The sequence below is a fragment of the Paenibacillus sp. LRG-1 genome, assembly GCF_057220305.1.
In genome coordinates, this window is record NZ_CM170126.1 from 6,022,271 (window position 1) to 6,041,679 (window position 19,409).

Genomic DNA, 19,409 nt, shown 5'->3' on the forward strand with positions numbered 1-19,409 from the left:
GATATGCCCAGCTCGTGAGAGCTGAGCATACGTTTGGCAACCCTTATTGAGCGATCTGAGCGTTATGCAGAGTGAACTCAAAATCTTTGTATGGTGTAATTTCCAAGCCGGATACACGTCCATTAACTGGCCACATATCTCTGCGTTGGTACATAAAAATAGTTGGCAGATCTTTGTTCAACTCTTGATAGAGTTGTTTGTAAATCTGTTTGCGTTTCTCTTGATCCAGCTCATGCTTACCAGCAAGCGTTAGTTCATCGACCTTCTTATTGGAATAGCCGATATCATTTTGTGCACCATTCGAAATAAAAGTCGTTGTATCCGGGTCTGGTGTTAAGCCCCAAGCCGCGAAGAACATATCAAACTTGCCTGTGTCCTTTTTATCCATAATGGCGTTAAAATCTAAAGTTTCGGAAGTCAGCTTGATGCCTAGCTCCTTATAGTTATTGGACATGATCGGTAGCAAGGCCTCTACTACTGGATTATCAGCAGTCGCAGAGAAGTTAATGGTCAGCTTTTCTCCGTCCTTTTCGCGAATTCCGTCAGCACCAACCTTCCAGCCTGCCTCATCCAGCAAAGCCTTCGCCTTAGCTGTATCAAATTCATATTTGTTGATACCTTCATCCGTATAAGACCAAGATTCTGTAGATTGTGGAATGTTAATAACATTCGCATATGGACCATACACGCCCTGCACAATCTCCTTACGGTTTAAGCCAATCGTTAGAGCCTGACGTACTTTAGGGTCCTTAAATTTCTTTTCCTTATGATTAAACGCAATATATCCATAGCCGTTTGTCGGCATAATATTCACGTCCAAGAAGCCCAACGCCTTTAATTCCTCTACATTGTCTTCAGTAACTGTGATGTTGTCCATGTCCGTTTCACCTGTTTGCAGCATAGACAGGTTTGTTTCTTCTGTTGTTGTTTTGAAAATAACTGACTTCACTTTTGGTGCGCCTTTGAAGTAGTTTGGATTCGCATCAAATACGACTTGTTGACCCGGGGAGAAGCTCTTCAGTACATACTGACCAGAGCCGATTGGCTTATTATTAAGCGCCTTGATGCTGTCCAGGTTACCCTTTTTGAATCCTTTTCCATAATAAGCTTCTGGCATGAAGTATTGCTCACCCAGAAAATCCTTTGTATACGCTGTTGCTTCTGTAACGGTTACCTCTACTGTGTTATCATCAATGACTTTGATACCAGAGATATCATTCGCCTTGCCATCGTGATACTCTTTACCGCCTTTAATCTTAAAAGATAATACATCTGTTTCTCCATCATAATTCGGATCATGCAATACCTTGAGGACAAAAGCATAATCCTTCACTGTTACTGGGGTACCGTCACTATACTTCACGCCTGGTTTCAGATGGAATGTATATTTTAAACCATCTGGCGATACATCAACCTTGTCAGCCAAGCTATTTTCATATGTACCATCCGCCTTCACCTGTAAGAAGGAATCAAATACTGTTCTGACTACATATAAATCGTAAGTCGTTTGCCAGAATAGCGGGTTAAATACCCCTTTAGGTGATGTCATACCTACTACAATGTTATCTTTCCGATTAGTCGCTCCCGGAGGATTTTGCGACAGATCAGTTGCTTTAATAACGCCCTCCGTAACAGGTGCACTTCCTTCATTTCCCTCTGTTTTTTTGTCCGCATTGCCTTGCTGTGGCTGTGCCTCATTAGCACCTCCGCTACATCCTGCAAACAGAACACCAACGATCGTAAGCATCATAAGCAAAGAAACCCATTTCTTCGTCTGCATCATCCTGTTAATCCCCCTTAGTCGGTTCTTTATTTAACAGCCTGTCTCATTCCTGCGGTGATTCATTAAAGCTTGAGGTTTGAAAATGAAGTTGCACATCCTCCTTACTGTCTTAATAGCGTAAACACGTGTTTTAGACCTCTGGTCAATTTCGTGCGCTAACAACCATTACATTTTTATTAAGGTTTATCTTAAGTGTAAAATAATATCACGTCAATATCTTTTTTTATGTAATATAAAAATGCAAAATATCTATTTATGTAAAGTTTATGAATTTTAATTGTGGAAAATGACAAAAAAACAGGATTTCATGTAATATAAAATAACATTTCAGAAGGCCGAAATGTTTACTCTGGCGAGTTGGGGAGCTTGCAATTTCACAAGCCATTAAAAGGTATACTATGGTTTATGGGTAAACATGGATTGTATTATTAGTAAGTTACAATAGATGGCACTTGTTGTCAATATAAAAAATCACGAAAAAAGACGCTCCCGGGATCGGGAACGTCTCTTTTTTCCACCTACTACTATTCAGTAGTGTAAGGAAGCAATGCGATTTGACGGGAACGTTTAACAGCGATTGTCAACATACGTTGATATTTCGCACTTGTTCCAGTCACACGACGAGGAAGAATTTTTCCACGTTCGCTGATGAATTTTTTAAGCAGGTCTGTATCTTTATAGTCAATGTGAGTAATTTTGTTCACAGTGAAGAAACATACTTTACGACGTTTGTTGCGACCACCACGACGAGCTGGTCTTTTGTTATCGTCTCCGCCTTCTCTTTGTCTGAAGCCCATTCTTTGTCAGTCCTTTCCCAATTAAAATGGTAAATCATCATCCGAAATATCGATCGGTTTTCCGTCATCGGAAAAAGGATCCTGATTGTTTCGCGAGTTATTATTCCCGCGTCCACTACTGCTGTTACCGCCTCCGAAAGGAGACTCCTCACGCGCAGCTCCACCGCTATTGCCGCCACCGTTACCGCCATCGCGGTTAGATTCCAAGAAACGCACATTATCAGCTACAATTTCAGTCACGTATACACGTTTTCCTTCATTGTTCTCATAATTACGCACCTGAACACGGCCTTCAACAGCCGTTAAACGACCTTTGCGAAGATAGTTAGCGCATGTTTCAGCAAGCTGACGCCAGGTTACGATCGGCAAGAAATCCGCTTCCCGTTCGCCGCCTTGACTCGTAAACGGACGGTCTACAGCCAGGGTGAACTGGGTTACTGCTACACCAGACGGTGTATAGCGCAGCTCTGGATCTTTGGTCAAACGACCGATCAGAATGACACGGTTCAACAATCCAATCCCCTCCTTTGAGCGTTGTTCATTACATAATCACGTACAATAATTAAGCTACGTCGTTCGTAATGAGATAACGAATTACTTCGTCAGAAATTTTCATGATACGCTCAAGCTCAGTAACAACAGCAGGTTCTGCTGTGAAGTTTACCAGAACGAAAGAACCATCACGGAATTTCTTGATCTCATACGCAAGACGGCGTTTAGTTACATCGTGACTCGTAATTTCGCCACCGCCGTTAGAGATGATACCTTGGAATTTATCGACTGTCGCTTGAACAGCTTCTTGTTCAATGTCAGGACGAATAATATACATCGCTTCATATTTGCGCATTCTTTACACCTCCTTATGGACATAAGGCCCTCAATCTCAGTTGAGAGCAAGGAACGAGCCTAAGCTCGCACTAAAACAGTTTACCAAATCCAACAACTGAATGCAACCTACAAATTCAATAAACAAGCCTAAAACGGCTAAAAACACTTGCATATCATAAGCTTTATACAATTTTATAGCATATCAAAAATTTCGCATATATAAAGGAAATCATTTGATTCACTCAGTATCTGTATACCCGGTTTCGCATGTTTCTGTTCAAGACAGCGCACAATAACCGTTGCAGTCCAAATTCATTTATCTAAGGAGGCACAATCGCATGGGTGAAAAGACTGAGTTCGAACCAGGAGATAAGGTCCCAAACGACGGCGTATACATGGAGGTCGGAGAAAAGAGCTTCCATACTGAAATCCAAAACCCGCAGCAAGTAACGCTGGAAAGAGGCGATTCTTTTCCCAAAACCGCCAACCATAATCGCAAATGGAAGAAAAAAACGAAAGCTCGTGTCCACTAATGTATATTTCCTCGGAATCCTGGCCATATTATGATTAGGCGATACAACAGAGAGGTGTGGTTCCGTTGGACGACGTAGCCGGACAAACTGTTAGGAGATCCATTCCGGGCATTAGAAGCGTTAGGTTTGTGTAAAAGGACACTGTCTTTTCAACACGGTATTGCTGGTCAGTACACCGAGTTTCATGATGTGATTGGACAGATCGTATCCTGTTAAAAATGTATCGCCTACGATGGAGGACCTTTGTGGTCCTCCTTTGTTGCATTATCGGACTTTTTGCATATCCTGGTAAAATGCAGATTAATTCAGCTCCTTCTGCTAGAATATATCCAAGTACAAAGACCTACTATCTACGGAGGTTTAAAGATGAGCTATTCTCGAATATTAAAGTGGATATCAGGTATATTCGAATTGGTGCTTGCCGTACCGATTGTGGGGGGAGCTATTGTCATGGGGAGCGGCTACTCGGCTCTGGGATTTATGCTTGTCCTGCATGCAGTAACACTTATCCTGTCGTTACGCAATCAGGAGGCGATCTACGGCTCTGTATGGGGAGTACTCACTTCTTTGCTGGCCTGGATACCCTTTGTAGGCTGGGCTCTCCATTTGATTGCAGCGATCCTTCTGATGATCTCTGGCTCAAAAAAAACAAAACGCTATCATTACCCGCCTAACCAGCTATAACAAAAGAGTGCTCCTACCGGCAATGTTTCTCTGCTGTCAGGAGCATTTTTTCTTGAAAGACAACATTCAGAAGGAACAACCTAACCCTTGTCTTTTACAAGGTCGAGCTGTATATCTCCCCTTTCTCGCAGACACAGCAATTCATCGAACAGGAAAGTTAGACCGCTTTTGTCTCTCCAGTTTCTGATGATGTCCGATACTACCTCCATCAAATCACGCCGAATCCCCTCTGCCAGTTGTAATCCTGCACTGTCACCATCAATGAACAAATGTGTGTGTGCCAGCTGCTCCAACTTGCGTACCTGACGCAGACATAGCACACCATTGTCCAGATAGAAGAAGTAGCATCCTTTATATAGACCCCTTCGAATATCTCATACATATGCGGCAAATCATACGGCCCGTATACCATCGAAGCCCATTCCAATCCCAACGATTTACTCATACATCGTTTCCCCTTTCCTAATGAAAATAAAGTTATCCTTCTTTCCAAGTAATATGGAGCAAAAGTATGTAAACCTAAAACCAATAAAACTTAATAAGTACTACTTTATTAGTAATATAATGTTAAGAAAATAGTACTACTCGGTGAGTAGTATGTCAATAGGATATACGAAAAAAGTTTTACGATATAGGTAGTGTAGGATATAATACAAATAACTAATTTAGTAATTTTGTAACCCACAATATTTTCTTAAGGAGGCTCATTAACGTGAGTCAAATTCATTTTAAATTGAGTGAAACACTAGAAATGATTGGAGCTACACGTAACAAGATCGCGGTGGAATCGAAAACAAGACCTGCTACAATTCTTGATTTAGCAAGTGGCGATACAAAAACCATTAAGCTGGAAACCTTGGTTAATATCTTAAATGCGATAAACGAAATCGCCCGTAGCCACGGCTTGGAACAAACATTTGGTATTGAAGATATCATTCAGTACGTCCCTCAAAGCACAGAAAATACGCGCTAATCCACTTTGGGATAGCGCGTACTTTTTCTAATAATATGATTCTTACCTTCCAAAAGGCATAAATCCCTTCTAAGTTCTTTACTTCGTGGACACGTTAGCCGCATATATACCTTCAAAATATCTCCCACAAACAAAAAATCCCCTACGTCACAGACGTAAGAGATTGGTTTATTAAATGAAGTTAGTGGCGGAAAGAGTGGGAGTCGAACCCACGCACGCCTTGCGACGCCTAACTGATTTCGAGTCAGCCCCCTTAGACCTCTTGGGTACCTTTCCGCAGCAAGGATAATTATATCATCATTGCAACTGTGACGCAAGCTGATTCTGGTTCATCGCCATTCATCCTTCTTGGCTCAATTCGCTTCCGTGTTTTGCTCGTCGGCGTTGGCCTTTGATCGCAGCACTTTCTTCATATTCTTTTCGAACTTGGCACGCGGAATCAGCACACTATGCTGGCAACCGACACATTTGATTCGAATATCCATCCCCATGCGGATAATTTCCATTTCATTCGTTCCACACGGATGAGGCTTCTTCATCTGTACAATGTCCCCTAGTTCAAATGACTTACGCTCCACCCTTCTCTCCCCCTTTTATTCCTTGCTCATCTTCTTTTTCTAGGGTTATCGCCGTCTCCAAGGCGGCCTGACGATGTTCCTCATCCTCTAGGGCCTTCTTGATGTTATTCTGAATATCACGCTCTACCACGGCCCCTGTATTTGGCATACATTCTGCCACAACACGCACAATATACTCTGAGGTAGTCATGGACTGAACCCCTAACACATCTGGTATATTAAGTATCTGTACATTGGACTCTTCAATGCCTTGGATTGCCTGTTTTACCAAACCGACTGCTTCCTCCAGGGTTCGCTCGGCCTTCATTGGCACATCCACTACCGCCAATGCGTTAGACATGGAGAAGTTCGTTACCGTTGTAATGGAGCCGTTTGGTAAAATGTACACCTCACCTTTCCAGCTCACCAGTCTGGTTGTACGCAGCCCGATCATTTCCACTGTACCCTTGAAAGTACCTGTCTGAATGACGTCTCCTACGGCAAATTGATCCTCAAAAATAATAAAGAATCCGGTAATTACATCCTTAACCAAACTCTGTGCCCCAAAACCAACGGCCAATCCAAGCACTCCAGCTCCAGCAATCAGAGGGCCGAGATTAATACCCATTTGCGAAAGCACCAGCATAATTAAGATGAAATTAAATACAATATTGGTTACATTTTTCAGTAGTTCCCCAACAGTCGTTAAACGCCTTGTATTCAATCGGAATCTGCCGTTATCTCCTTTTTGTTGCATCGACTTATCTATAATTTTATTAATAACTCGAATAAAGATACGCGTGATGATAAAAATAATCGCGATTTTTAAAATTACAAACAAAAAGGTCGACCACATCGCACTATCGGTAAGCCATTTCCATACAACATCCTTCCAGTGAATCGCACCTTTCACTACGTCATCGGTTTCTAAATTACCGGCCAACCAATGTATAAAGGTCATGCTGTATTCCTCCTTAAATAAGGGAACTACTCTTCCTGCTTCCCGAATTCTATTTCCTACTATATAAGCTTATCAACTGACTTCAAACATATGGCTATGAATAATCTACTTCCTTCGAGTATAAAAGCACAAGTTTATCCATATACTAGCTACTATCTTGAGAATAAATGTTACCCGCAGGCTAATTGTTATTCTCCAAGGTACAGCGAGCGCAACCTTCACACTCCATTACAGAGCGAAAGGAAGATTCCATGACTCATCCATCTGACTTCATTCCGGAGCAAGAACCCCTAAGCTTAAAAATATCACACACAGACCCCGGGATCCAATCAGCCATCATCCATCGTCTGCTGTTCCATCTGCATCAGGCGCCGAGTCTGCAAAATATCGTCATTATTTGCATCGGCACCGACCGTTCTACTGGAGATTGCCTGGGTCCGCTCGTAGGTACGCATTTATCACGCTACAAAAGCCCTCTGTTTAACCTATACGGTACATTAGAGGAGCCTGTACATGCTATGAACCTGCAAACGACGCTGAATGGCATACAAGCCCGATATGAACAGCCTTATATCATTGGTATAGATGCATGTCTTGGACAAACCTCCAGCGTTGGATGCATTCAGGTTTCAGATGGTCCTCTCAAGCCTGGAGCAGGTGTAAATAAAGAATTACCGCCGGTCGGCGATATCCATTTAACTGGTATCGTTAACGTCGGCGGCTTCATGGAATACTTCGTGCTGCAAAATACGAGACTAAATTTGGTAATGAAATTATCAGATATCATTGCTGGCAGCCTATACTCCGCAATTAAGGAGTGGCATTACCGTTCTGTCCTGCTTGCTGCGCAAGAGTAACGGCTTCTTTTTCTTCAGGTGATAAGGAATAGGTGGATTGTCCCGCTTCTAGAGGCTTGGCATACACATATGAGCCATCTCGGTTATAAATGCCGGTTAATACCATACCATCCTGATTGTCGTCTACAATAGCCAGGGAAAAGCTTAAATCGCTTCCTCTCTCACCAAAGGCATTATAGCGTTTGATACCTATATGTCCCTTCAAGCCAGCCAGTTTACTACGTAATGATTTCATACTTGCACGATGGGTTTCCTGCTCATCCTCAATCGTATCCATCTGTACCTTCAAATCAATCAGCAGCGTTTCCAAATTCTCGACACCGCTGCCTGCCATCATGGTTTCATACTTTCGCCGCATCTTCTTCAGCTTTGCACCCTGCACGATAATAACAATCAACAGGATGAGCAAAATAAGCACGATCCCTGCAACGATTCCGGCAAGCTGTTCCATGATTAGTCCATTCAATTCAGCCATATGCTTGCTTCTACTCCTCTACCTCAAAAATCATGTTACTGCATACTTATATTTTATACGTTTGAGAACAGCGAAACAAATAACACAAGGCTATTAGTTTATCCATCATAACCATTCTAATTCCTGCAATTCCAGACAAAGCAAAGACATATCTCACTTTCCATTTTGCTCAAGGAGACATGTCCATATTTCAACAAACTACTGTAATAGCTCCAGTAATCTTTCCAAATCCTGCTGGCTGTAATAATTCAATTCAATTTTGCCTTTATCCTTATTGTGCTTGATCTTTACAGTTGTTTTAAAGCGTTCACGCAGGGACTCTTCCATATGGTCAATATAGGGGTCCTTTTTTCGTACCTTTGTTTTGGCTTTCGCCTCACCAGGCTTATGATCCAACTGCTGTACAGCTTCCTCCAGTTCACGAACACTCCACTGCTGTTCAATACATTGCTGTGCTAACTGTTTCACCATGTCTGGATCTTTGAGCCCAACAATAGCTCTAGCATGTCCCATAGACAATGTTCCACGTGAAACATGATCTTTAACTTCTTCAGGCAATGCGAGCAAGCGAAGGAAATTGGCAATATGAGAACGTGATTTTCCCACTTTCATGGACAACTCTTCCTGAGTTAAAGAAAACTGATCCATTAATCCCTGATAAGCTACTGCCACTTCCATTGCATTCAAATTCTCACGCTGTAAATTCTCAATCAGGGCAATCTCCATCACCTGCTGATCCGTAAAATTGCGAACAACTACAGGTATAGTCGGATTCCCACAAAATTGAGAAGCCCGAAAACGTCTTTCCCCGGCTATGATTTCATATCCTCGCAATACACTACGTGCAATAATAGGTTGGATAACACCGTGCTGACGAATGGATTCGGCTAATTCCTTAATGGACTCTTCATCAAACGTTTTTCGAGGCTGGTACGGATTCGCACGCAACTGGCTGAGCGGAATGTCAACAACCTTATCCTCTTCATTGACTGTAAGGGAGGGAATGAGTGCATCAAGTCCTTTTCCCAACCGTTTACTCATAAGATACCACTTCCTTTGCCAACTCAATATATACCTCTGCCCCACGGGAACGGGGATCATACGTAATAATGGACTGGCCATGTGATGGTGCTTCGCTGAGTCTCACATTGCGTGGAATAATCGTCTGATAAACCTTGCTTTGAAAATACTTTTTCACTTCTTCAATCACCTGAATACCCAAGTTCGTGCGGGCATCAAACATGGTTAACAACACACCTTCAATTTGCAATGAGGTGTTCAGATGTTTTTGCACTAATCGCACGGTATTCAACAATTGACTTAATCCTTCCAATGCGTAATATTCACACTGGATTGGAATAATGACTGAATCGGAAGCCGTCAATGAATTGAGCGTCAAAATACCCAGCGATGGCGGGCAATCAATTAATATATAATCATAATTATGCTTAACGAGTTGAAGCGATCTTTTTAATCTCAATTCACGAGAAATGGTCGGCACCAGTTCAATTTCCGCGCCTGCTAACTGAATGGTTGCCGGAATAATATCTAGTCCTTCAACCTGTGTACTGACAATAGCTTCGCTAGGATCAACCTCGTTAATGAGTACATCATAAATGCAATTTGCCACATCCGCCTTATTGATACCCACACCGCTGGTTGTATTACCTTGCGGGTCGATATCCACGAGCAATACCCTTTTGCCGAGGGAAGCAAGTCCGGCGCCCAAATTAACGGAAGTAGTTGTTTTGCCTACTCCGCCCTTTTGATTGGCTACGGCTATTATTTTTGACACTTCATTCACCTCATAATTTAATCGGAATCCTGCTACACTCCATGATTGCAAAATGCTCTATGGAGACGTTACTTAGTCCTTAACTTACGGATAACGGCAATTTCAGAATAGAATTGAGTATGCTGCGGTTTTATTCGGCGTTAGACAGAAAAAGCGGCAATTGCTGCCGCCTGTACGCTTCATCCCTTACTTACGTTTGGGAATTTGAATGACAATCTCATAGTGATCCTCATGATCAGATTCCTTGGTTTTGATATCCAAGCCTGAGCCAGACACCATATCAATGGATTGACGTATCGTATTCAGCGCAAGCCGGACATCCTTGGTAAAGGAAATCCGCTTCGATTTCTTATTGGTGGATACTTGTTTATAAAAGGCAACTCGTGCCTCTGTCTGCTTCACATTGAGTTCTTTGGCAATGACTTCATCTAAAACCTTGTACTGTAGTTCTTCGGTCTCTAATGACAATAATGCACGAGCATGACGCTCGGACACCTTCCGTTCCATTAGAGCCTCTTTCACTCTCTCCGGCAGATGAAGCAGCCGTATCTTGTTAGCAATAGTGGATTGGCTTTTACCAAGTCGTTGAGCGAGGCTTTCCTGGGTGAGCTGATGTAGATCAATCAGCTTTTGGTAAGCTACAGCCTCTTCAATCGCAGTTAACCCTTCCCGTTGAAGATTCTCAATCAACGCGATGGATGCAGCTTGTGAATCATTAAACTCACGAACAATGGCTGGAATAGTTTCCATACCCAGCTTGGTGACAGCTCTCCAACGACGTTCCCCTGCTATAATCTCATATTGTCCATTACGGAAACGAACGACAATCGGTTGAATTACACCATGCGTCTTAATGGTCTGGCATAGCTCATCAATCTTCTCGTCGTCAAATATGGTACGGGGCTGATAAGGACTGCTGACAATATCCCGAACTGGAATTTGTTTTATTTCGTCCCCAGTAGATCGCTCCGTCAAACCAAATAGCTTGGAAAATTGTTCTTTCATTCCGTATAATACCACCTAATTTCATAATAGCACCATACTAACAGCGCTTCGTGAAAAACAGTTCCTTACGCGGATCGTAGACCCTTTTATATGAAACAGCGCCGTAAGCGGGTACACTCCACGTACTCCCCTGACATTTGTTGTCCCACTCCCCTATATGTATATCTGAATTCATGGGTACAGGAGCAGTCAACTTACATTAAAACGATTATCTCTATTCTATCACTTTTCCAGCCATAATCCTATCGTCTCTACCAGCTTTTCGGAAGGATAAGAGAATAAATTATGCATCCTCTTTGATAACTATCAGCCATCTTCCTCCCCAAATGTAAACAAGAACGTATGTTAGCAAAGAGTCTTTTATGTAAAGAGTCTATCAGCCATAAAAAAAGTGAATGTTTCACGTGAAACATTCACTTTCTTTCAAACATTTACACTAACGGCGTCTTCAAAGGAGTACCCGGCTTACGTGGATATTTTCGTGGTGTCGCCGCTCTTTTTTCAATAATAATCATATGTCTAGCTGCATCTTCAACAGGTAGCTGGAAGGCCTGAACATGTTTGATTTTTCCCTTTAGCTCTTTCAAGCTGTAGGAAGCTTCCTTGATTTCCTCTGTAGGATCACTGCCCTTCATCGCGGCAAAGTGTCCTCCTTCACGGACAAACGGCAAACAAAATTCATTCAATACTGCGAGACGAGCAACAGCTCTGGCTGTCACTAGATCATAGCTATCGCGGTATCCTGGTTTACGCCCCAATTCCTCTGCCCTGCTATGAATCAGTTCAACATTTTCCAGACCCAACTGTTCTACCACATGTGCCAAGAATTGTATACGTTTATTCAACGAGTCTACAATAGTCAACTGAATCTGCGGAAAGCATATTTTCAAAGGAATGCCCGGAAAACCTGCACCTGATCCAATATCAGCTAGGCTTTCCACATCTTTTAACGGTACATAAAAGGCCAGGGAAAGAGAATCATAAAAATGCTTGGTGTACACTGCATCACGCTCAGTAATACCCGTCAGGTTCATTTTTTCATTCCACTCAACCAGCACACGGTAATATGTTTCAAACTGCTCTAACTGACTGTCATTAATCACAATACTATGCTCTGCCAGCCGCTGCTTAAATTGCTGTTGTATCGCGTCCATTATGATCCCCTTGCTGCCGTTACGCGGTTATAATGCTCCAGATAAACCAGCAAAATGGAAATATCCGCAGGAGTTACACCCGAAATACGGGATGCTTGGCCAATTGACATCGGACGGATCTTTTCAAGTTTCTGCTTGGCTTCAATGGCCAGTCCTTGAACTTCACTGTATACAATATCCTCTGGGAGCTTCTTCTTCTCCATCTTTTGCAGACGCTCAACATGCATCAATTGCTTTTCAATGTAGCCCGCATACTTAATTTGGATTTCCACCTGCTCCTGTTCTTCCTCAGTTAGAGCTATAGGTGAAGGTGAGATTTGTGCTACTTGCGCATAACTGATCTCTGGTCGACGCAGCACCGTTAACAAATTACTGCCATCCTGTATTGGTGCAGATCCGCCTTGCTCCAGCATCTCATTTATATCAACCGGACGAACCTTCGCCAAGCGTAAACGTTCAATCTCTTGCTCTACCTTTTGCTTTTTATCCAAAAAGCGCTCGTATCGTTCATCCGTAATTAGGCCAATATCATGCCCGATCGGAGTCAATCGCAGGTCGGCGTTATCATGACGCAACAACAGACGATATTCTGCACGTGACGTCAGCAAGCGATACGGCTCATTCGTACCCTTCGTCACGAGATCGTCAATCAGAACCCCAATATAGCCTTGCGAACGGTCCAATACGACAGGCTCTTTGCCCTGCACCTTGCGAGCTGCGTTAATACCTGCCATAATCCCTTGACCTGCAGCTTCTTCGTAACCGGAGGTACCGTTAATCTGACCTGCTGTGAACAAGCCCGGGACTTTCTTCGTTTCCAAAGTAGGCCATAACTGCGTAGGTACCATTGCATCATACTCAATAGCATAGCCATTGCGCATCATCTCTACCTTTTCCATCCCCGGAATCGAACGCAGCACAGCTAATTGCACATCCTCTGGCAAGCTGGTGGACAAGCCCTGAACATAGTATTCAGATGTGTTTTTACCTTCAGGCTCCAAAAAGATTTGGTGCTTAGGCTTATCACTGAAACGTACCACCTTATCTTCAATAGATGGGCAATAACGTGGTCCCGTTCCTTCAATCAGACCAGAGAACATGGGTGCACGGTGCAAATTATCATTAATAATCTGATGCGTTTCTATTGAAGTATATGTCAGCCAGCAAGGAAGCTGTTCATTATCCGATGACTTCGTTTCATAGGAAAAGAACTTCGGTTGATCATCACCCGGTTGTATTTCCGTTTTGCTAAAATCAATCGTGTCCTTATGCACACGTGGCGGCGTTCCTGTCTTAAATCGAACCAGATCAAAACCCAGCTCTCTCAAATGCTCAGACAATCTCAACGAAGGCTGTTGATTGTTCGGACCACTCTCATACATCAGCTCGCCCATAATGATTTTTCCGCGCAGATAAGTGCCTGTGGTCAGGACAACTGCTTTACTTCGATACTCTGTGCCCGTCTTCGTAATTACACCTACGCAATGACCGTCTTCCATAATCAGCTCTTCAACCATACCTTGGCGTAAGGTCAGATTCGGTTCCTTTTCCATCGTTTCCTTCATCGTATGCTGATAAGAGAACTTGTCTGCTTGTGCACGCAATGCATGAACCGCGGGACCTTTACCAGTATTCAACATTCTCATTTGGATAAACGTCTTATCGATATTCCGACCCATTTCGCCGCCCAGTGCATCAATTTCTCGCACCACATGCCCTTTTGCAGGACCGCCAATAGACGGGTTGCAGGGCATGAAAGCGACCATATCCAGGTTAATTGTGATCATCAACGTGCGACAGCCCATCCGTGCTGCTGCCAAGGCTGATTCTACGCCCGCATGGCCCGCGCCTACGACAATTACGTCATAGTCGCCTCCTTGGTAACCCATACCTTTCTTACCTCCTTATACATTCCGGTCTTCACGCCGAATATGCTCTTGTATATATAACGATAGTAGGCTTATATCAGCCATGCTTGAAAGTTCTATTTGCCCAGACAAAATTGTGAAAATATTTGATCTATTAGCGCATCATGCGCAGTATCGCCTACAATCTCACCCAAATGCTCCCATGCCAGCCTTACATCAATCTGGATCATGTCGATCGGAACAAATTGATCAGCGGCTTCATAGGCATCTACCAGCGATTGCCGCGCCTTCTTCAACAAAGCAATATGCCGTACGTTGCTGACATATGTCATATCCGCTGATTCCAGCTTGCCGCTAAAGAATAAATTCGATATAGCCTGCTCCAGTCGGTCCGCTCCCTCATTTTCCTTCACAGACATCGGTACGATAAGCTCTTCGGGAACATAACGCAGCAACAAATCCCGGTCTACTTGGGCCGGTAAGTCCATTTTATTCATAATGACAATCGCTTGTCTACCGCGGATTTGTTCCATTAATGCCATTTCATCCTCATGCAGTGGTTCGTTGGCGTTAATGACGATGAGCAGCAGATCCGCTTCACTAACCGCCGTTCTCGAACGTTCTACTCCGATCCGCTCCACTACGTCCATCGTTTCACGAATCCCAGCTGTATCCAGCAGCTTGAGCGGAATACTATTAATCGTCACATATTCCTCAATAACGTCACGGGTTGTGCCCGGAATATCGGTCACAATTGCCCGCTCGCCCTGAGCCAATGTGTTCAGCAGTGATGATTTTCCCACATTTGGTCTTCCAACAATCGCTGTGGTCAGCCCTTCACGCAAGATCTTTCCCTGCTCCGCCGTATGCAGCAGCCGATCAATTTCCGTCATGACCTGACTGCTTTTATCCTTGATTAAGTCAGATGTAAAAGATTCAACATCATGCTCAGGATAATCAATGTTCACTTCAATATGAGCAAGTGTCTCCACCAAAACATGACGCAAGCGGCGAATATTCTGGGACAGTTGTCCATCCACCTGCTTCAAAGCCACCGAAAAAGCTTTATCTGATTTGGAACGAATCAAGTCAATGACACCCTCCGCCTGACTCAGGTCAATACGACCATTCAAAAAAGCACGTTTCGTAAATTCACCTGGCTCAGCCAGACGTATATTTTGCAGCAATAGTAAATCCATCACCCGTTTGACGGCTACGACCCCGCCATGAGTGCTGATTTCTACGACATCTTCTGTCGTAAAAGAGCGTGGGGCCCGCATCACTGTAACTAAAACTTCCTCCACCTTTTCCTGGCTTTGAGGATCTATTATATGTCCATAATGTACCGTGTGAGTTGGAGCCTTGCTTAGAGGCGTTTTACTACGGAACAATGCCTCCACTTCCATGACCGCTTCTGGACCGCTGATCCGTACAACCGCAATGCCGCCCTCGCCGACAGCCGTTGCAATGGCAGCTATAGTATCGCTCAGCATAAAGTTTCTACCTCCTATCAAGTAGAAACGACATTGCCGTCCTTCATCAAGGACGGCAGCCGTTTCAGCGAGAAATATAAGAAAAAAAGCAATGGCTTCTGCATCTTGCAGAGAGCCATTGCGTCGGATTATTTTTTAGCAATGACGACGCGCCGATTGGGCTCGTCCCCCTTGCTGTATGTTCTAACCAGCGCATGCTGTTGGAGCTTGGCGTGAATCAGCTTCCGCTCCTGTGACGGCATTGGCTCCAGTACCACTTCCTTGCCATAACGAATAGCCTGGTTCGCCAACCGATCTGCCAAATCCTCCAGCGTTTTTTGCCGACGTGCACGAAATTGCTCGGCATCCAGCACAATTCGGATGAATTTGTCAGAATGACGGTTGGCAACGATATTCGTCAGGTACTGTAATGCATCCAATGTCTGTCCTCTGCGGCCGATCAACATACCGAGCGACGGACCGGAGATATCCAGTGTACTTTCATCCTTGCGGTGGCGGACATCAACTTTAACGTCCAGTCCCATTCCTGCTGCTGTTTCACGGATGAAACGCACCGCCTCTTCATAAGGGTCTATATGTCCCGAGGGTGCTTCCATGTTCATCTGTGCTTCCTGTGCAACAGGCCCAGTTTCTTCTGATAAAGCCTGTCCCACGCTAGAAGGTGCTTGAGCCGATACATGAGGTTCAGCCGCGTGTGTGGTTTCAGGAGACGGCTCAGAGAGCAGCGTAAGCTCCACCTTCGCCTTCTTGACCCCGAGCCACCCCAGGAATCCTTTTGACGGCTGTTCCAACACGCTTACGGTTACCCGTTCACGGCTTACTCCCAGCTGGGAGAGTCCTTGTCTTACAGCATCTTCAACGGTTTTTCCTGATGTCACGACTTTGGTCATCTCGACTTTTTAGCCCCCTTCGTGTTTTTGCCACTTTTTTTCTTACTATTGGAGGAACCTGTTTTCGCGAGACTGGCTGTTTTCACATTCGCCAGTGCTGCTTCTTTATCCTTATTCCGATAAAGGAAATAGTTTTGAATGATCGTGTAAATATTACTGTAGAACCAGTACAACGGCAAAGCGGATGGGAAGTTGTACGACATGAACAGAATCAGCACCGGATAGACGTACAGCAAAAATTGCATTGGTCCCTGCTGCGGCGTCGGATTCATTTTCATCATCATCCAGGTTTGGACAAAAGTCGTAATCGCTGCCAAAATCGGCAGGATAAACAAGTGATCCGGTTTACCTAACTGGAGCCACAAGAAGTCATGATCCCGCAATGCCGAGTTATAATAAATGGCATTATAAAGCGCGATGAAAATTGGCATCTGTACTACCAAAGGAAGACAGCCAGCCATCGGGTTGACCTTATTTTCCTGGAACAACTTCATCGTCTCTTGCTGGACTTTTTCAGGCGTATCCTTGTACTTCGCTTGAATTTCTTTTAATTGCGGCTGAATGGCCTGCATAGCTTTGGAACTACGTACTTGCTTGAGTGTAAGCGGCAAAATAATGGTTCGCACGATAATCACCAGAATCAGTACGGCCAGGCCATACTCTCCAGAGAACCATTGGGCAAATGTATCTAACGCATACGAAAACCAGTAAACGACATATCTTTGCCAAAACGATCCATTGGCCAAGTCTGCCGTCGTGTAAGAATTGTGGGCCGTCTGAGCACATCCGGACAGCACAGCAACAAGTGCCAATAAGGCAATCAGGAGGAACCATTTTCCTCGTTGAGTCTTCAAACGCGACACTTCATAACCCCTTTCTTAACCAATCCATTCCAACGTAAATCATACCATATCCTGTAGGACAAAGATACTGACTATCGGCGTGAAGACTTGAGCAGCGAGGCTTTGCGTAGAACGTGCAGCACGCTTTTCTCCAGCTCTTGATACGACATTGTAACCGCACCCTTACGAACGATAAAAATCAGGTCAATCTGCTCCACCAATTCATGCTCATGATGGCGCACAATTTCCTTAACGATTCTGCGCATCCGGTTGCGAACTACTGCGTTGCCGATCTTCTTGCTGGCCGAAATTCCGACGCGGAACTGCTCTACCTCTCTGCGGCGGAACCAGTACACCACAAACTGATGGTTGGCAAAAGATTTGCCATGGCGGTATACGCGCCCAAAGTCCGCCCGGTTTCGTAGACGCAATTTTTTTTGCACGGCGCTTCTCCTTGCTCATCTCTTTTACACATGTCGGTAAGCTAACCTTTACCTTTTATATAGTAAGAAGTATGGACAACATTCCAACATGGTAATCTCGCTTATTTTATATCCGTTTTCAAAAGCTTCATCTAATATAGGACAGGATGCTGGACTTCTCCCTCTTCTTTCACTACATTTTTTACAACAATAAAAGAAGGAATCCGATCCCTGAATACCTCAATTATGAAAAAAAAGACCACCGTAGTGGTCTTTATGCACGCATTACGCACTCAATACTTTTCTACCTTTTTGGCGACGAGCTGCCAAAACTTTACGGCCATTCTTCGTGCTCATTCTTTTACGGAAGCCGTGAACTTTTTTACGTTTGCTGACATTCGGTCTGAAAGTCGGTCTCATTGTGCTGCACCTCCTTACAAGGAATACGTTTTATATGGAATATACCTAACGTAGCAATCTCCACAAAAAACACCTTTGTACATTTAACCACAAATAGCGGCCAAAGTCAATGTACTTGTGAATCCTCTCCCTCTTTTTCGCATTCAGGAAGCCTCCTCCCCTTCCTCCCGCTCACTCACTTCACTCTTTTATCCCCTTACTTCATAAAACTTCTTTCACCTCTCCCTCCATCATCAGCATTCTATTTGTAGTTTTCGCTCCTCCAAAAACGGTTTTTTACATTTATTCATTCTGTAACTTGAATCCATCCTATTTTCAGATCGACGTTATCAGGTTCGTTCAAAAATAATGTCGGAAACGTTACCGGAAATTTTCAACAGAAAAATAAGCCTCTGTGACCAAAAGGCAACGGCTGTTATACACAGATCCACAAAAAGAACTGAATTGTGATTTAAATGGTCATAACCTGTGCATAACATTTTAGAGTAAAAAAGAGTTATTGTCGAAAACTGAACAAATTATAAACAATATCTTGTGTTGTGAATAAAAATTGTACACAACAGATTGAATTTGTGGATAAATAACCACCAGTCATTGAAATACAAGGCTTCTTTTGCTATGATGATATTACTTTTGAATGTGAATATGTTGTTTTACCCTCCATATTATCAACACCCTGTGGATAAAGTTGTGAACAAGTTCAATTTATCCATCTTTTTATTTTTGTGCGGATTCGGGATTCTGGGGATATATTCTACATTTTTCATTTGATTTCGACATATTGCAGTCCCGTTTTGGCCTGCGGGATCAAGAGAACGGATCGTGCCGCACATTCCCTCCTGAGAAATATCGCCTTTCTTCTGCTGATCAGCAGCGGAATTTCCATTAGCTATTTTTCAGGGTCATTTTGTGCTGCGTTCTCTCACCACACTGCCGCATGATTTAGGCGGCGGTATGTCTTTTTATGGCCTTCAACAACATTTTTGGGATTTAGGCGTTTTGCCGAAGCGCCGAGAGCAGCTCTCTGCAGCTTAATTCGGTAAAATGTCAGGATTTAAAAGGAGTGACGTCT

21 protein-coding genes, 1 tRNA gene and 1 pseudogene are annotated in these 19,409 nt (G+C 43.7%); 4 read left to right on the top strand and 19 right to left on the bottom strand.

Annotated features, from left to right (window positions below; translation table 11 throughout):
• Positions 1-43: 43 nt before the first annotated feature.
• The 4 genes from ACUUJN_RS26755 to rpsF form a co-directional block, all read right to left on the bottom strand.
• Complete coding sequence (locus ACUUJN_RS26755; RefSeq protein ID WP_484669132.1) at positions 44-1,783, bottom strand: ABC transporter substrate-binding protein; 1,740 nt, start codon at positions 1,781-1,783, stop codon at positions 44-46.
• A gap of 524 nt (positions 1,784-2,307) precedes the next feature.
• A complete protein-coding gene (rpsR, locus tag ACUUJN_RS26760; protein ID WP_013312800.1) occupies positions 2,308-2,580 on the bottom strand; it encodes a 30S ribosomal protein S18 in 273 nt (90 codons plus the stop codon).
• A gap of 21 nt (positions 2,581-2,601) precedes the next feature.
• The gene (gene ssb, locus ACUUJN_RS26765; RefSeq protein WP_484669133.1) at positions 2,602-3,093 is read right to left on the bottom strand and encodes a single-stranded DNA-binding protein; all 492 of its coding nucleotides are present in this window, start codon (positions 3,091-3,093) and stop codon (positions 2,602-2,604) included.
• A 49-nt stretch (positions 3,094-3,142) separates the two neighbouring features.
• Positions 3,143-3,427: a 30S ribosomal protein S6 gene (rpsF, locus tag ACUUJN_RS26770; RefSeq protein ID WP_013312802.1), complete on the bottom strand. Its 285-nt coding sequence runs from the start codon at positions 3,425-3,427 to the stop codon at positions 3,143-3,145.
• 319 nt (positions 3,428-3,746) lie between these two features.
• Here rpsF and ACUUJN_RS26775 point away from each other — a divergent pair, with 319 nt between their 5' ends.
• Together ACUUJN_RS26775 and ACUUJN_RS26780 are read left to right on the top strand one after the other, a co-directional pair.
• Positions 3,747-3,941: a YjzC family protein gene (locus tag ACUUJN_RS26775; protein WP_028540980.1), complete on the top strand. Its 195-nt coding sequence runs from the start codon at positions 3,747-3,749 to the stop codon at positions 3,939-3,941.
• Between the two features lie 366 nt (positions 3,942-4,307).
• Positions 4,308-4,625, top strand: coding sequence for a hypothetical protein (locus ACUUJN_RS26780; RefSeq protein ID WP_053326514.1), 318 nt, complete (start codon positions 4,308-4,310; stop codon positions 4,623-4,625).
• 80 nt (positions 4,626-4,705) lie between these two features.
• Here the strand turns inward: ACUUJN_RS26780 and ACUUJN_RS26785 are convergent.
• Positions 4,706-5,070: pseudogene (locus ACUUJN_RS26785) on the bottom strand (hypothetical protein).
• A 267-nt stretch (positions 5,071-5,337) separates the two neighbouring features.
• Here ACUUJN_RS26785 and ACUUJN_RS26790 point away from each other — a divergent pair.
• Complete coding sequence (locus ACUUJN_RS26790) at positions 5,338-5,598, top strand: hypothetical protein (RefSeq protein WP_023991146.1); 261 nt, start codon at positions 5,338-5,340, stop codon at positions 5,596-5,598.
• 185 nt (positions 5,599-5,783) lie between these two features.
• On the opposite strand, the gene ACUUJN_RS26795 is transcribed toward ACUUJN_RS26790, so the two are convergent.
• From ACUUJN_RS26795 to ACUUJN_RS26805, 3 genes are all read right to left on the bottom strand, one after another.
• Positions 5,784-5,874, bottom strand: a tRNA-Ser gene (locus ACUUJN_RS26795).
• Positions 5,875-5,951: 77 nt separating this feature from the next.
• A complete protein-coding gene (locus ACUUJN_RS26800) occupies positions 5,952-6,176 on the bottom strand; it encodes a DUF951 domain-containing protein (RefSeq protein ID WP_025723137.1) in 225 nt (74 codons plus the stop codon).
• Positions 6,166-7,116, bottom strand: coding sequence for a mechanosensitive ion channel family protein (locus ACUUJN_RS26805; protein WP_484669134.1), 951 nt, complete (start codon positions 7,114-7,116; stop codon positions 6,166-6,168). Before ACUUJN_RS26805 ends, ACUUJN_RS26800 begins: the two co-directional genes overlap by 11 nt.
• Positions 7,117-7,367: 251 nt before the next feature.
• On the opposite strand from ACUUJN_RS26805, the gene yyaC reads away from it, so the two are divergent.
• Positions 7,368-7,973: a spore protease YyaC gene (gene yyaC, locus ACUUJN_RS26810; RefSeq protein WP_023991150.1), complete on the top strand. Its 606-nt coding sequence runs from the start codon at positions 7,368-7,370 to the stop codon at positions 7,971-7,973.
• Here the strand turns inward: yyaC and ACUUJN_RS26815 are convergent.
• From ACUUJN_RS26815 to rpmH, 11 genes are all read right to left on the bottom strand, one after another.
• The gene (locus ACUUJN_RS26815) at positions 7,927-8,448 is read right to left on the bottom strand and encodes a DUF4446 family protein (protein WP_023991151.1); all 522 of its coding nucleotides are present in this window, start codon (positions 8,446-8,448) and stop codon (positions 7,927-7,929) included. The genes yyaC and ACUUJN_RS26815 overlap by 47 nt on opposite strands.
• Before the next feature lie 198 nt (positions 8,449-8,646).
• Complete coding sequence (locus ACUUJN_RS26820; RefSeq protein WP_013312809.1) at positions 8,647-9,489, bottom strand: ParB/RepB/Spo0J family partition protein; 843 nt, start codon at positions 9,487-9,489, stop codon at positions 8,647-8,649.
• On the bottom strand, positions 9,482-10,243 hold the full coding sequence (locus ACUUJN_RS26825) for a ParA family protein (protein ID WP_023991152.1): 762 nt from the start codon (positions 10,241-10,243) through the stop codon (positions 9,482-9,484). The genes ACUUJN_RS26820 and ACUUJN_RS26825 overlap by 8 nt, the downstream gene beginning before the upstream one ends.
• Before the next feature lie 186 nt (positions 10,244-10,429).
• The gene (gene noc, locus ACUUJN_RS26830; RefSeq protein ID WP_013312811.1) at positions 10,430-11,248 is read right to left on the bottom strand and encodes a nucleoid occlusion protein; all 819 of its coding nucleotides are present in this window, start codon (positions 11,246-11,248) and stop codon (positions 10,430-10,432) included.
• Between the two features lie 431 nt (positions 11,249-11,679).
• Positions 11,680-12,402 carry a 16S rRNA (guanine(527)-N(7))-methyltransferase RsmG gene (rsmG, locus tag ACUUJN_RS26835; RefSeq protein ID WP_028540983.1) on the bottom strand — a complete coding sequence of 241 codons (723 nt, stop codon included), beginning with the start codon at positions 12,400-12,402 and terminating at the stop codon, positions 11,680-11,682.
• Positions 12,402-14,291 carry a tRNA uridine-5-carboxymethylaminomethyl(34) synthesis enzyme MnmG gene (mnmG, locus tag ACUUJN_RS26840; protein WP_028540984.1) on the bottom strand — a complete coding sequence of 630 codons (1,890 nt, stop codon included), beginning with the start codon at positions 14,289-14,291 and terminating at the stop codon, positions 12,402-12,404. Before mnmG ends, rsmG begins: the two co-directional genes overlap by 1 nt.
• A 95-nt stretch (positions 14,292-14,386) precedes the next feature.
• Positions 14,387-15,763, bottom strand: coding sequence for a tRNA uridine-5-carboxymethylaminomethyl(34) synthesis GTPase MnmE (gene mnmE, locus ACUUJN_RS26845; RefSeq protein WP_023991155.1), 1,377 nt, complete (start codon positions 15,761-15,763; stop codon positions 14,387-14,389).
• 128 nt (positions 15,764-15,891) lie between these two features.
• Complete coding sequence (gene jag, locus ACUUJN_RS26850; RefSeq protein WP_025718873.1) at positions 15,892-16,653, bottom strand: RNA-binding cell elongation regulator Jag/EloR; 762 nt, start codon at positions 16,651-16,653, stop codon at positions 15,892-15,894.
• Positions 16,650-17,516, bottom strand: a complete 867-nt coding sequence (locus ACUUJN_RS26855) for a YidC/Oxa1 family membrane protein insertase (protein WP_023991157.1) — start codon at positions 17,514-17,516, stop codon at positions 16,650-16,652. The genes jag and ACUUJN_RS26855 overlap by 4 nt, the downstream gene beginning before the upstream one ends.
• Before the next feature lie 71 nt (positions 17,517-17,587).
• Positions 17,588-17,938, bottom strand: a complete 351-nt coding sequence (rnpA, locus tag ACUUJN_RS26860; RefSeq protein ID WP_013312817.1) for a ribonuclease P protein component — start codon at positions 17,936-17,938, stop codon at positions 17,588-17,590.
• 264 nt (positions 17,939-18,202) lie between these two features.
• Entirely contained in the window at positions 18,203-18,337 is a 135-nt protein-coding gene (gene rpmH, locus ACUUJN_RS26865) for a 50S ribosomal protein L34 (protein ID WP_007433250.1), read from the bottom strand.
• Positions 18,338-19,409 lie beyond the last annotated feature (1,072 nt).